General features: G+C 31.3%; 11 protein-coding genes. 6 read left to right on the plus strand and 5 right to left on the minus strand.

Going from position 1 to position 14,786, the window contains the following annotated elements; genetic code table 11:
* The first annotated feature begins 86 nt into the window (after positions 1 to 86).
* Positions 87 to 1,169, plus strand: a complete 1,083-nt coding sequence (locus tag WA327_RS10650) for a T9SS type A sorting domain-containing protein (RefSeq protein ID WP_336069548.1) — start codon at positions 87 to 89, stop codon at positions 1,167 to 1,169.
* A gap of 554 nt (positions 1,170 to 1,723) precedes the next feature.
* Here WA327_RS10650 and WA327_RS10655 read toward each other — a convergent pair.
* From WA327_RS10655 to WA327_RS10665, 3 genes are all read right to left on the minus strand, one after another.
* Positions 1,724 to 2,788 (minus strand): alkene reductase, encoded by a 1,065-nt coding sequence (locus tag WA327_RS10655; protein WP_336069549.1) that lies wholly within the window; start codon positions 2,786 to 2,788, stop codon positions 1,724 to 1,726.
* A 147-nt stretch (positions 2,789 to 2,935) separates the two neighbouring features.
* Positions 2,936 to 3,295, minus strand: a complete 360-nt coding sequence (locus tag WA327_RS10660) for a hypothetical protein (RefSeq protein ID WP_336069551.1) — start codon at positions 3,293 to 3,295, stop codon at positions 2,936 to 2,938.
* Positions 3,296 to 3,459: 164 nt separating this feature from the next.
* On the minus strand, positions 3,460 to 6,297 hold the full coding sequence (locus WA327_RS10665; RefSeq protein ID WP_336069553.1) for a pitrilysin family protein: 2,838 nt from the start codon (positions 6,295 to 6,297) through the stop codon (positions 3,460 to 3,462).
* A 126-nt stretch (positions 6,298 to 6,423) separates the two neighbouring features.
* Between WA327_RS10665 and hpf the strand changes: the two genes are divergently transcribed.
* Positions 6,424 to 6,729 (plus strand): ribosome hibernation-promoting factor, HPF/YfiA family, encoded by a 306-nt coding sequence (gene hpf / locus WA327_RS10670; protein WP_336069554.1) that lies wholly within the window; start codon positions 6,424 to 6,426, stop codon positions 6,727 to 6,729.
* A 53-nt stretch (positions 6,730 to 6,782) separates the two neighbouring features.
* On the opposite strand, the gene WA327_RS10675 is transcribed toward hpf, so the two are convergent.
* Positions 6,783 to 7,898 carry a DEAD/DEAH box helicase gene (locus WA327_RS10675; RefSeq protein WP_336069555.1) on the minus strand — a complete coding sequence of 372 codons (1,116 nt, stop codon included), beginning with the start codon at positions 7,896 to 7,898 and terminating at the stop codon, positions 6,783 to 6,785.
* Positions 7,899 to 7,956: 58 nt separating this feature from the next.
* Complete coding sequence (locus tag WA327_RS10680) at positions 7,957 to 9,513, minus strand: DEAD/DEAH box helicase family protein (protein ID WP_336069557.1); 1,557 nt, start codon at positions 9,511 to 9,513, stop codon at positions 7,957 to 7,959.
* 105 nt (positions 9,514 to 9,618) lie between these two features.
* On the opposite strand from WA327_RS10680, the gene WA327_RS10685 reads away from it, so the two are divergent.
* The 4 genes from WA327_RS10685 to WA327_RS10700 all read left to right on the plus strand — a co-directional run bounded on the left by WA327_RS10685 (position 9,619) and on the right by WA327_RS10700 (position 14,736).
* The gene (locus tag WA327_RS10685) at positions 9,619 to 10,431 is read left to right on the plus strand and encodes a DUF1853 family protein (RefSeq protein WP_336069558.1); all 813 of its coding nucleotides are present in this window, start codon (positions 9,619 to 9,621) and stop codon (positions 10,429 to 10,431) included.
* Positions 10,432 to 10,515: 84 nt separating this feature from the next.
* Positions 10,516 to 12,822, plus strand: a complete 2,307-nt coding sequence (locus tag WA327_RS10690; RefSeq protein ID WP_336069560.1) for a DNA topoisomerase 3 — start codon at positions 10,516 to 10,518, stop codon at positions 12,820 to 12,822.
* Complete coding sequence (locus WA327_RS10695) at positions 12,812 to 13,399, plus strand: pseudouridine synthase (protein WP_336069563.1); 588 nt, start codon at positions 12,812 to 12,814, stop codon at positions 13,397 to 13,399. Before WA327_RS10690 ends, WA327_RS10695 begins: the two co-directional genes overlap by 11 nt.
* A 71-nt stretch (positions 13,400 to 13,470) precedes the next feature.
* Complete coding sequence (locus WA327_RS10700) at positions 13,471 to 14,736, plus strand: mechanosensitive ion channel domain-containing protein (RefSeq protein WP_336069565.1); 1,266 nt, start codon at positions 13,471 to 13,473, stop codon at positions 14,734 to 14,736.
* The last annotated feature ends 50 nt before the right edge of the window (positions 14,737 to 14,786 follow it).

Consider the following 14,786-nt stretch of genomic DNA (forward strand, 5'->3'; position numbering starts at 1 on the left):
TTAATAATTAAATAAAGTAGGTCAGACAAAAAATGTAATTAATATATGTTTATATTTGGTGTCCAAACTATTAACCTACTTTTTATATGAAAAAAACTTTACTCTTAATTTTATTATTTGTCGTGTGCAGTGTTAATGCACAAATTACAATATCTAACAGTGGTAGTAATTGTAATTTCTCTAATACAAGTCCAATGGATACTTACAGTATATCTGGTATAGTAAACGGACGTAACTCATATATTTCAGATAATGTTGTTGATTGTAGCCAAAATCCAACTCAACCTTATTGCTTAAGTACTGCAGAATATAGGATAGAATGGAGTGGAACAGAATGGCAACTTAGGGCATATTTTATATGCGAATGGCAATTGGGAGAAGAATGTGTTCCCAATGGTAATACTTCAGGAGCTTTATATGCAACTAATAGTGCTAATACGACACTTCCTCCAAATGGAGATTGGGTTTCTTCAGATTATATTGAAAATAATTTTGATTGCAATTTTATTCTTTCAGGAGGAGAAGATATTACTATTTCTGTAACTGGAAGTTGTAGTTCCGATCCAAATGCTTATGGAGATTACATAAGTATTCCAGGTGAAATTAATAACGGTAAAAATGTTTATACAAAAACAGGAACTTCTAATTGTTCTGGTGCTGCAACTCAAAGTAGTTGTGCAGGTGTACCGCAAGAATATAGAATATATTGGACAGGAACTGCGTGGATATTAGAATATGGAGCTTGTGTATATGACAGTATATTAGAAGAATGTATTATTTCGTATAATATCATGGGTACTGGCTTAGCTTTTAATAATTCAGATACTAATTTTCCTCCAAATGGTACTTGGACTTCAAATGCAGCTGGTTGTGATTTTACAATTTCTGGTGGTGAAGGTGTTCTTAGTACAGAAGAAGTTATTAAAACAGACTATAAAATTGTAGTATATCCAAATCCAACTACAGGACAAGTAACTTTAGATTTTGGTAAAGTAATTAGTAATGCAACTTTAAAATTGTATAATACAAAAGGACAAGTTTTAACGACTTCAACAGTGTTTTCAAAAAATAAAGAAACATTAACGATAGATCAATCTGCTGGAGTTTATTTTATAAATGTCACTTTAGAAAACGGAAATCAATTTTATTATAAGATTGTAAAAAAGTAAACGACTTAAATTTTACAATTTATAATCTTTTTAAAAGCTGATGTATTTATTTATATCAGCTTTTTTATGTTTTAGGTTGAAATTATCTAATCGCTGAGAATCGCGTATTTAAAAATTTTTTATTAGTTGTACAGAATATTAAAATTATGAGAATTATGAAAATGACCATTTTTTTAGATTTTTCAAAGTCATTTCGAACAACGTTAGAAATCATATTATTTTTGAAATAAAAAATTAGGATTAATATTGATTCAGAATCAAGTATGGATAACAAATATTTATTTTGGATTTATAATAATTAGCTTGACATAATTTTTTACAATATGAAACACATACGTGTTATTGTATTGAAAATTATGTCAAATATCTCGTTCCTCGTTATTAAGCTAATTATTATAATTGTTCTATAATTTATATTATGTAAAATAGAAGTTTTTAGATTGTACTCTATACTTTCAATTCATAGCAATTAAAAAACGCCTAGATTACTCCAAGCGTTTTAAAACTAACTAATCAAAACTATTAATAGTAATAGTATTCTAAGGGATTCACTTTTAATAATCTGTATAACCTTCTTTTCCTGGTGTGTAAAACGTATCAGGATTTGGGTCTTGTAATTCTTTATGGTTTTTAAATTTTTCTACTAAATCTGGATTAGATATAAATGGTCTACCAACGTAAACTAAATCCATACCTTCATCTAAAACTTTTTGAGCATCTGCTTCGCTAGCAACGCCACCACCAGAAATTACAGTTCCAACAAAAGCTCCTTTTATAGTTGCTTTAATATCTGTTTTAAATTCTGGTGCGCCCATTGCAGTATGATCTGCAATGTGTATGTATGCTATACCAAGCTTTTTAAGCTCTAAAGCTAAATAGTTGTATAGTTCTACTAAATCTTCGTAATCATGTTGCACATCTCCGTTAACACCGTATGGAGATAAACGTATTCCTACTTTGTCACCGCCAATAGCAGCAACTACTTTTTCTGTTGTTTCTAGTACAAAACGAGCTCTGTTTTCAAAATTTCCTCCGTAATTATCTTCTCTTACGTTAGATTTTGGATTTAAAAACTGCTCTAATAAGTATCCGTTTGCAGCGTGTAACTCGACGCCATCAATGCCTGTATCTACTAATAATTTTGCGCTATTAACATATTCATTTTGAGTGCTTTCTATATCTTTTAAAGTCATTGCTCTTGGCGTAGTATGTGGTAGCATACCTTTAGCATCTGTGTACATTTCTCCATCTGCTTGTACAGCACTTGCTGAGATAACTTCTCCTCCTTCAGGAAGATTTTCGTCTGCAGCTATACGTCCGCAATGCATTAATTGCACAAATATTTTTCCGTCGTTTTTGTGTACACCTTCGGCAACTTGCTTCCAACCTTCTATTTGTGCAGGACTGTAAGCGCCTGGTATACGTGCATAACCAACACCATTAACAGATGGCGATGTACCTTCGCTAATAATTAATCCAGCACCAGTACGTTGGCTGTAATACTCGGTCATTAAATCGTTAGGAATGTTATCAATCGCACGACTACGCGTCATTGGTGCCATTACGATTCTGTTTTTAAGGGTTGTGTTTTTTAGTTTGTATTCGTTATATAAGGTCATATTGTTTGATTTTTATACAAATATATTTACCATGGAATATATTTCCAAGTAGTTTAACTTAATTTTAAAAGTTTTAGATGAAAAAAACCGACTTAATAATTTTAAATCGGTTAATTTTAATCTGTTATTAATCAATTATATAAATGGTTATTTTACTTCGTCTAAGGGTTGAATATCATCCTTTATTTGCTTGTAAACATCTAACTGAATTTGTGTTAAAATGTCCGCCATTTCTGCAGTTTCTTCACGCTGCATATTATATAATTTGGCTAATTTGGTTTTTCCTGTGAAGTTATTTTCAATTTTATTTCTTGTAATTAGAAACTCCTCTACTTTCTTTTCAAACAACATAAATTGTTTGGTGGTCATTTCTAATTGTTTGTCGTATGCTTTAGCAATTTCGGTAGCTCTTTCATCTAACTTTTCTGAATGTTTTTGAGTGAATGTATCTTGTGCTACAATTGAAGTTGTAATTAAAAATGCTAAAATGGTAAGTATCTTTTTCATCATTGTAGATTTTTGGTTTATAATAATATACAGTGATTTTAGGGTCTTGTCAAGTCATTTAAGCAAACTTTAATATATATCTATGAAGGTTTAACATTTGTTAATATTTAGACATAAAAAAAGCGTAACTTTTGTTACGCTTTTAATTAACTTTTGTTTAAAAATTATAGCTTATTTCCATAAATATCAAGTTCTATTACTGGTTTACCAAGTTTTTTAACTTCTTCAAACTGTGTAGCTTTATCACCAACTACTAAGTAAGTTAAATCTTCTTCATTCATATATTTATTGATGATTGACTTATAATCTTGAAGAGTCATATTGATTAACTCTTCTTGGTTTTTATCAAGGTAATCCTCTGCTCTATCGTATTTACTCATGCGTCTTAAAATACCTAATTGCGCACCTAAACTTTCGTAAGCTCTAGTGTTTCCTTTTAAGATTTTGTTTTTAGTAAGTTCTACTTCGTTTTCTGTAAAACTACTTTCGTAACCTTTAACCATGTCTTTGATAATCTCTAAAGATTTTAAAGTTGCATTTGCACGTACACTTGTTCTTATAGTAAATGGACTGATAACATTTGCTTCTGAAATATTAGAGTATGCGCCGTAAGTATATCCTTTACCAATTCTTAAGGTTTGGAATAATCTTCCGCTAGATCCGCCACCTAAAATTTCGTTAGCAAAATCTAAGTTATTTGCATTTTCATCTTTTCCAGATAACGCTAGTTTTCCTATATATAATACAGATTGTTTTGCGTCTGGTACGTCTACAAAATACAATTTACCAGCAGTATCATTAGCTTCAATGTTTGCTTCTGGAATAGAAACCGCTTCACCTTTCCATTCATTTAATGGTTGAAGTGCAGCAATAGTTTCGTCTTTATCAACATCTCCAGCAATATGGAAAGTAGCTTGACTTGGTACTAAATTTTTGTAATAAGCTTTCATATCTTCCATGGTTATGTCTTTAGTGCTTTCTAAAGTCCCAGAACTTGGTATGCCGTAACGGCTATCTTCACCGTATAATAATTGGCTATACACATTACTTGCAATTGCGTTTGGATTAGCTTCGCGACCCTTTAAATTAGTTTCTAAAGCTTGTTTTAGGCGGTCAAATTCTTTTTCGTCCCAACGAGGTTCTAAGATAATTTCTTTGACTAATTTAATGGTTTCGTCAAAGTTTTTAGTTAAGCATGAACCTGCAATATGAAAGTCTTCATCACTACTATACATATAAATATTTGCTCCTAACAGTCCAATAGCTTCTTCTAAATCTGCTGGCGACTTTGTTGCTGTACCTTGCATCATTACATCACTAAATAAACTAGCTACGCCTTCTTTACCTTCTGGATCTAAAAGTTGTCCACCAGGAATTGTAATATCAAACTGTACTAAAGGTACTTCTGTGTTTTCTATACCGTATAAATCCATACCATTAGCCAATTCGCCTTTCCAAATGTCTGGTGATTTAAATACTGGTAATTCTCCAAAAGGAGGTTCACTTCTATCATATTTACTAGGTGTTTTATCGTAAATAGCTTCTTCACCTTGACTCACTTCTTCGTTAGCAACATTTTGCTTTACTTCTTCAATCCAAACTTCTGCTTCTTTACTATCTGCTACAGCTAACTCCACTTGATTTTTAGGAACAAAGCTTGTCATCACGTAGTTTTTATCTTTTATATATTGATTGTAAACACGCATAACATCTTCTGCTGTAACAGCATTAGTCAGGTTTGCTGTTTTTGTGATATAGCTTGGATCACCACCAAACTCGTTATCTTGTACTAATTGAAATGCTTTATTTAAAACCGTACTAACACCTTGATATAACTGAGTTTCAAGCTCTGCTTTGATACGTTTTAGTTCTTTTTCATTGACACCATTAGTTTCAAAACGTTTTAGACCTTCTTCAATAGCAACTTTTACGCTATCTAAATCTGTATTGGCATTTGCACGAACTCTAAACACAAACTCTCCTGCTAGCTCACTGCTACTTTGGTAAGAACTTACACTTGGTGCTAATTTTTCTTCTTCAACAATAACATTATATAAAGGCGATTTTTTACTTCCGCTTAATAATTGACCTAAAATATTTAAAGCATAAGTGTCTTTATGATATTCTTTAACCGTTGGGATTACCATGCGTAATTCTGGTAATTTTGCAAAGTTATCCTCAAAATATAATGCTTTTACACTGTCTAATTTAACAGGCTCAAAACTTAAGTCTTCTACTTCTGGTCCACTTGGTATTTCTCCAAACCACTTTTTTACTAAGTCTTTAGTTTCTTCAATATTAATATCACCAGCAATTACTAGTGATGCATTACTAGCTCCGTAATATTTGTTGTAAAACTCTTTAACATCTTCTAAAGTTGCTGCTTGTAAATCTGGTAAAGAACCGATAACTGTCCAACTGTATGGATGCCCTTCTGGATATAAGTTTTTTCTAATAACTTCGTCTGTATATCCGTAAGGAGAGTTGTCAACACGCTGACGTTTTTCGTTTTTAACAACTTGTTTTTCGCGCTCTAAAGCCTCTTTAGTTACAGTGTTAATCATGTATCCAAAACGATCTGAATCTATCCACATAATTTTCTCAAATGCATCTTTTGGCACTACTTCGTAATATACGGTACCGTCACTCCAAGTTCCTCCATTTCTACTTCCGCCCCATTCTGGAATCATTTTTCTGTTAGCACCAACTGGCACATTTTCAGAATCATTAAAACTCATGTGTTCAAAAAAGTGTGCAAATCCTGTTTTACCAGGTTTTTCTCGGTTAGAACCAACATGCATCATAGTTGCAACAGCAACAATTGGGTCTGAATGGTCTTCGTGAAGAATAACTTCTAAACCATTGTCTAATGTGAATTTTTCGTAATCAATTTTAAAATCTACAGTAGTGTCTGTGTTAGAAGTTTCTGTTTTTTTATCTGTATCGTTGCAAGAAAAAATAGCAAATACAGACAAAATGGATAACGTTTTTAAGAGTTTCATTTTGAATATATTTTTGATTGAAGCCTAAAGATAAACAATATTTAATTGTCTTAAATTTTTAATAAAAGGATATGAAAAAAATTCAATTTTAATTATCTTTAAGAGGAACTTTAATACCAAAATAATATGGATATAAAATTTGAATATGATAATGTAAAGGCTAGCAAGGCTTTAGAAGAGTACACAACAGAAAAAGTGCAAAAATTATTTAATAAATATGAATTTTTAGTTAGAGCTGATGTGTTTTTTAAAGTTGAAAATACTAGCGATGATAAAACCGGTATGATATCTAGTATTAGACTAAGTGCACCTGGACCTAGATTATTTGCTAAAGACAGTAAAGACACTTTTCATAAAAGTGTGAGTGAAGCTGTTAGAGAATTAGAAAACCAATTAGCAAAGCGAAAGGGTAAGATGAAAACACATCATTAAAAACTATATTTTATAAAAAAAGCGACCATTTTGGTCGCTTTTTTTTTGTCTTGTTAAACAGTAATTTGTTTCATTTTAATACCCAAGGCTTGTTCTACTTTGGTAACCTCATTATGTTCGTTTGGTAATACTAAAGCTATTGAAACTCCTTTTTTTCCGCCTCTTGCTGTTCTTCCGCTTCGGTGTGTGTAGTATTCTAAATGTTCTGGTAATTGATGATGAAGGATAAAACTAACATCATTAACGTCAATTCCTCTAGCAGAAACATCCGTTGAAATTAAAAACTGTAACGATTCGTTTTTAAATGCACGCATGACTTTATCTCTATCTTTTTGAGTCATATCGCCTTCTAACGCATCTACGTTAAAACCTTCTACTTGTAATTGGTGTTTTAAAGCTTGTGCACCAGCTTTAGTACGTGTGAAAATGATACCACGTTCTTCTGCTCTTTCATCTAAAATTTGCATGATTGTACTTGCTTTTTGATGAATTGAAGTTTCAATAAAGAAGTGACTTATATTTTTATTGACAATACTGTTTCTGTCTATTTCAATACGTACAGCGTTATCTGCTATATATCTTTTTACAATATCCTTTAAATCATTAGACATTGTTGCACTAAATAACCAAGTACTTTTTTTGCTTTTTATGGCATTTAAAATGGTCGTTAAATCATTTTTAAAACCCATACTTAGCATTTCATCTGCTTCGTCTAAAACAACAGTTTTAATGTTTGATAAATCTACTGCGTCACGCTGCATTAAGTCGACTAAACGACCTGGTGTAGCCACAATAACATGCGTTGTACGAGCTAAATTTTTAAGCTGAATATCTATCTTTTCTCCACCAAAAACAGGCTCAACAAATGTTGGGTTTGGATTGTATTTAGTGAATTTAAAAAGTTGCTTTTTTATTTGCTGAACCAGTTCACGCGTTGGTGATAAAACCAAAGCTTGTACATGATTCTTTTTTGAGTCTATTTTATGTAATAGCGGTAATCCATATGCAGCAGTTTTACCAGTTCCTGTTTGGGCTAACCCAACAAAATCGGTTTGGCTACTTAATAATATAGGTATGGCTTGTTCTTGAATTTCGGTTGGTGTTTTAATACCAATTTCTTTCAAGGATTTTACATAGTTTTTATCTAAGCCTAAGTCTTTAAAAGTCATATAATATTTAATTGATAGTCGTTAGACTTTGTTATATTTTAGTTTGAAAATGAAGCTATTATTCTTCTGGTGGAGGAAAACCATTGATTTCTTCATAGATTTCATCAAAATCAGATCTAATTTTCGCATTTAATTTTTTACGATAATCGTCTTTTAACCAATCTACAAAATTGTGTGTACTTTTACTAATACATTTAGTATATCTGCCAATACGGTAATCAATATCGTCTCCTAAAAGTTTAGCTAAAGCTAATGCGTCCCACATATCTTCACTATTTTCTACACAAATATGTGCATGTTGCGCGATAGAACGCTCTAAAACTACTTTAGAACTTTCTCCAGATCTAATAGAATCTATATAGGTTTTTTTGATGTCAAAATATACATGCTCAGAGTTTTTAAACTCTTTGCGCATATCGTCTGGCATTTCATATTTAAAGTTGTTTTCAAGTTCTTCATCACTTAAAATTCCATCTAAATAGTAGTTAGGAGAACGGAAAATTTTATGCCAATCTAAATCTGCGCCCCAAGCACCAAAACGGTGTACATTATTACCTAAATCTATAACCGTAAATTTGTCTTTTTTCTCTAAAATACGAGATCCACGACCAATCATCTGGTAGTATAAGGTCAATGATTTTGTTGCACGGTTAAGCATGATACAATCTACCGTAGGCTCATCAAAACCAGTGGTTAAAATACTTACCGAAGTTAAAATAGCATCTGGCGTTTCTTTAAACCATTTTAAGATGGCTTTACGCTCTTTTTTAGTATTGTTGTTGTCTAGATGAGCAATTTTATATCCTGCACGTCTAAAGGTGTCATAAACGTGTAATGAGGTATTAATACCGTTATTAAATATTAATGTTTTTTTGCCTTTACAACGCTCTTCATAAGCTTGTAAAAGTTTGGTTAACATGTCTGTATTTGTATATAAATCTTCAGAAGATTTTACAGTATAATCACCATTAGCACCAACAACTAAAGAGGTTAAACCTACGTTATAACTATAGATTTCGGCACGTGCTAAAAATTCGTTTTCTATAAGAGATTGAATGGTTTCTCCTACAATTAATTCGTTGTAATTATCCTTCATAGGAAGGTTAATATTACTACTTAAAGGCGTTGCTGTTACACCAAGAATAAACGAATTTTCAAAAAACTTAAATAATTTAGTAAAACTATTGTAATGAGCCTCATCAATAATTACTAAACCAATATCTGAGATATCAAGTTTATCATCATTTAAACGATTATTTAAAGTCTCAACCATTGCCACAAAACAGTTGTAATCACCTTGATCGCTCAAATCGGCTTTACTATCAATGACTTTGTTAGATACACCAAATTCTGTTAGCATATTAGAGGTTTGTCTACAAAGCTCTATACGATGCGTCATTACTAAAACTTGTTTTTGTCTGGTTTTAAGGTATTGTCTAACAATTTCAGAAAAGATAACTGTTTTACCACCACCAGTTGGTAATTGGTATAGTAAATGGTAATTATCTGGCGCTTCTTCAAAACAAGTAAAAATCTTGTCTATGGCTCCTTTTTGATAATTATATAAACTTTTACCTTCTGTACGTTCTTGTAATTCTTGTGTTTGGACTGACATTAATTAATAGTTCTATAAAATTTAAGATGTGCAAAAATACAACGATAATATACTTATGACGAATAATTACTAAAAAAAATTTATTGATTACATTTATCTCAAAATATGGCAGGAAAAATTGACAATTACCAAGATAAGTTTAGCGGTTTTTTTAGAACTCCGCATTTATTTAACTCTGAAGTTTTTGGGATTACACCTTTTACTAAAACCTTACCACAACAATTTGTTTTTACAAAGCTGATAACTAAAAAGTTAAGACTAGGACAATTAGTAGAGCATTTTGTTTTTGAAGAGTTAAAACAATTTAAATCAATCAAATTATTATCAGAAAACCTTCAAGTTATAAATAAAAATAAAGCAACAAATGGAGAGATTGATGCTATTTATTTGGATGAAGAGAAGCCATTTCATCTAGAAATTCAATATAAATTCTACCTTTTTGATACCACTGTTGGAAAGACAGAAATTGAGCATTGTATTGGACCAAACCGTAAAGATACTTTAACACAAAAACTAAAAAAGCTAAAAGACAAGCAATTACCACTACTCTATTCTAACACAACAACACCTTACTTAGAACAACTAAATCTAAAAGCAGTAGATATAAAACAGAAAATCTATTTTAAAGCTCAAATTTTTATGCCTTATGGCAAAAATATCATGCTTAAAACACTAAATAATGATTGTGTTTATGGCTTTTATTTCAACTATAATAATTTAGAAAATTTTAAACACTGTAAATTTTATATTCCTAAAAAATTAGATTGGTTAGTAGATGTAAACCCAAATGTAAACTGGAATAACTATGAGCAAATGCTTCCTCAATTAAAAACATTTTATGAAGAAAAATACGCGCCAATGCTTTGGATGAAATTTCCAAACGGAGAAATTAAAAAAAGTTTTATGGTTTGGTGGTGATGAACCGTTAATAACTTAGTCATAAAACTGCTTCCAAAACTTAACAATTTCATTTAATTTGCAACACTAAATTTTTTAATCTAAATGAAAGTCTGTATAGCCGAAAAACCTAGTGTAGCAAGAGAAATTGCTCAAGTCTTAGGCGCCAAAACCAAACGTGATGGCTACTTTGAAGGTAATGGTTATGCGGTAACTTACACGTTTGGTCATTTATGCACACTAAAAGAACCTAACGATTATAAACCCTATTGGAAAAGTTGGGATTTAAACAACTTACCCATGTTACCTGATAAGTTTGAAACCAAAGTATCAAACGATTCTGGTATTAAAAAACAATTCAAAATAGTAAAATCCTTATTTGATAAAGCAGACGTTGTAATAAATTGTGGTGATGCCGGTCAAGAAGGAGAATTAATACAACGTTGGGTTTTAGACCAAGCCAATTATAAAGGTGAAGTTAAACGATTATGGATATCTTCTCTTACCACAGAAGCCATAAAAGAAGGTTTTGAAAAATTAGAAGCTAGCACAAAATACGATAACTTATACTATGCTGGGTTTTCTAGAGCAATTGGCGATTGGCTTTTAGGGATGAATGCTACGCGTTTATACACCGTAAAATATGGTGGTTACAAACAAGTTTTATCTATTGGTCGTGTGCAAACACCAACGCTAGCCATGGTTGTTAACCGTTGGAAAGAAATAGAAAACTTTAAACCACAACCTTATTGGGAACTACAAACGCTTTATCGTGATACATTATTTAGCTACGAAGAAGGACGTTTTCTTAAAATGGAAGATGGCGAAAAATTAGCCAATATTGTTAAAGAACACGATTTTGAAATTGTAAGCATTACCAAAAAGAAAGGAAATGAATTTGCACCAAAACTGTTTGATCTAACAGGTTTACAAGTGTATTGCAATACAAAATTTGGCTTTTCGGCAGAAGAAACCTTAAAAATAGTTCAAAAGTTATATGAAATGAAAGTGGTAACCTATCCACGTGTAGATACTACATTTCTTCCAAACGATATTTATCCTAAAGTACCAGGGATTTTGAAAAACTTGACTAATTACAGTCAATTAATTCAGCCACTTCTAGGTCAAAAAATTAAAAAATCTAAAAAGGTTTTTGACGATGCTAAAGTAACCGATCACCATGCGATAATTCCAACAGGTGTACAAACCAATTTGCAGTATAATCAACAACAGGTTTACGATATTATTACCAAACGTTTTATAGCGGTGTTTTATCCAGAATGTAAAGTCTCAAACACAACCGTAATTGGTAAAGCAGAAGCTGTAAACTTTAAAACCACAGGTAAAGAAATACTTGAAAAAGGTTGGCGTATTGTTTTTGAAACTAAAGATAAGCCAACTAAAGAAACTGGTATTCTGCCTACGTTTGAGAAAGGCGAAAAAGGTCCGCATGAGCCTTCTTTTTTAGAAAAAGAAACCAAGCCACCAAAACAATTTACGGAAGCATCTTTATTGCGTGCAATGGAAACCGCAGGCAAACAAGTAGATGATGACGAGTTACGTGATTTAATGAAAGAAAATGGTATTGGTCGTCCATCTACAAGAGCCAATATTATTGAAACGCTGTTTAGACGTAAATACATAAAACGTAATAAAAAACAGGTATTGCCAACGGTTACCGGTATTCAATTAATAGATTTAATTCAAAATGAATTATTAAAATCTGCAGAACTAACAGGACTTTGGGAAAAACAACTAAAAGACATAGAAAAAGGTGAATATAGCGCTGTAGCATTTATCAATAACATGAAAAAAATGGTAGACCATTTGGTGTACGAAGTTAGAACAGAAAAGGTTCAAGCTAAATTAAGTTATACTAATAATAAACCAGCCAACGCCAGCAAATCACCATCTAAAAAAACTTCAAAAAAAGGTATTGTAGGTAAAACATGTCCAAAATGTAAAAAAGGACAATTATTAAAAGGAAAATCGGCTTACGGTTGCACACTATACGGAAAAGATTGTGATTTTGTTTTACCTTTTGAATATGCTTCAAAAAAAATATCAGAAAATCAATACAAACGCTTATTAGATAAAGGATCTACTGTAAACTTAAAGGGATTTAAGGTTAAAGAGGCTTCTGTTGAAGGTTTGCTTCGTTTTGATGATAATTTTAAATTAAAATTAGAGCCTAAAAAAGAAATTTCCGCGAAAGCGACAAAAACAAACGTAGAAGAAAAAACTTGTCCTAAATGTAAAAAAGGTACCATTATAAAAGGAAAAACCGCTTATGGTTGTAGCGACTATAAAAATGGTTGCGATTTCAGGTTTAGCTACGATTTAATTAGGGAGAAAGCAAAAGGACAGCAACTAACTAAAGAGTTGGTTTTTAAAATTTTAAATGAAAAATAAACACCAACACTTTAAAATATATAAACCTTACGGAATGCTTAGTCAGTTTGACAGCAATGCTAAGCATGAGCAAAAAAAACGCTTTTTATCAGAGCTTGGTACGTTTCCTGAAGGTACAATGCCAATTGGTAGATTGGATAAAAAAAGTGAAGGTTTATTGCTATTAACTACAGATGGAAAACTGAGTAATTACATCAACCAATCTGGTATAGAAAAGGAATATTATGCTTTGTTAGATGGCGCTATTTCCGCGAAAGCGATATTACAATTAGAAGAAGGTGTAAGCATAGGTTTTGATGGCATTAAATATGATACAAAACCTTGCAAAGCTAGAATTTTAGAGACTACTCCTATCCTACCCGAACGCTCTCAAAAAATAAGAGATGACAGACATGGACCAACCACTTGGATTTCAATAATTTTACAAGAAGGAAAGTTTAAACAAGTTAGAAAAATGACTAGCGCAGTAGGTTTTCCTACACTAAGATTAGTACGTGTACGAGTTGGAAATATTCATTTAGAAAACATGCAAGTTGGTGATGTAGAAGCCTTAAATGATTTACCAGAAATACTTTAACTAATCTTTAGTTTTTTTAGTAGTAAAAATCTTTAAAAACTCTGTATTTTTGTATGTTTTAAAGACTAATCATGACCCAATATACACACTATTTTTACGATTATTTTAGAGATTTGAACTTTACAGTTTCTTCAGCTAAGTATATGAATATGCTTGTGCTTTTTGTGATTGCATTTGTTGGAATTTTTATTATTGATTTAGTTATAAGAACTATTCTTAGGTTTATTTCTGCCCGAATTGCATCAAGTACAAAATCTAATTTTGATGATTTATTAATCTCTAATCGTGTACCAGCCAATACAGCTCACGTTCCTGCATTATACTTAGCCCACGAGAGTATTCCTATTGTATTTTATGATTTTGAATACATGCACATAATCCTTGAAAAAGTTGTAGCTATTATTGCGATTGTATTAGGGCTTTGGATAGTAAGAAGCCTGCTAAATACATTAAAAAGTTATTTTAAAACCTTACCAAGATTAAAGGATAAACCTATAGATAGTTACATTCAAGTCTTTATGATATTTGCTTGGATTACAGGTTTTTTATTAGCTATTGTGGTAATAACAGACCTTTCTTTATGGAACTTTCTTAAAGGATTTGGTGCTGTTTCGGCAATTATTTTATTGATATTTAAAGATACAATTTTAGGGTTTGTTGCTAGTATTCAAGTAGCAATAAACGATATGGTTAGAATTGGTGATTGGATTACTTTTGAAAAATATGGTGCAGATGGAGATGTTATAGAGATTAATTTGGCAACCGTAAAAGTTCAAAACTGGGATAATACCATTACAACGATACCTACTTATGCCATGATTTCTGATTCGTTTAAGAATTGGCGAGGCATGACTAACTCTGATGGTAGACGTATAAAAAGACATATGTTAATTAAGCAAACTTCAATTAAATATTTGACTAATGAGGATATAGAGCGTTTAAAAGATATTCAAATTCTTAAAGGCTATCTAACCCATATGCAACAGAAGTTAGACCAATATAACACTGTAAATAATGCTGATAAATCTTTATTAATTAACGGAAGAAACCTTACCAACGTTGGTGTATTTAGAAAATTTATACAAACGTATTTAGAGCAACATTCTGCAATAAATGATGAAATGTTGCTTATGGCAAGACAGTTACAGCCTACTGCACAAGGTATTCCTATTGAAATTTATTGCTTTAGTAAAGATAAACGTTGGGAAAACTACGAGTATGTAATGAGTGATTTATTTGATCATTTTTTGGCAGCTGTACCTTATTTTGATTTAGAAATTTTTGAATTACCAGATAATTCAACCTTTAAAAACTTCAATAATAGCGCAAAAAGTTAATGTATAGTTAATCATTTTAAAAAATGATAGTAATACTATTATTTTAGCAA

Source organism: Mesoflavibacter sp. CH_XMU1404-2 (assembly GCF_037029465.1).
In the GTDB taxonomy this organism is placed as follows: domain Bacteria; phylum Bacteroidota; class Bacteroidia; order Flavobacteriales; family Flavobacteriaceae; genus Mesoflavibacter.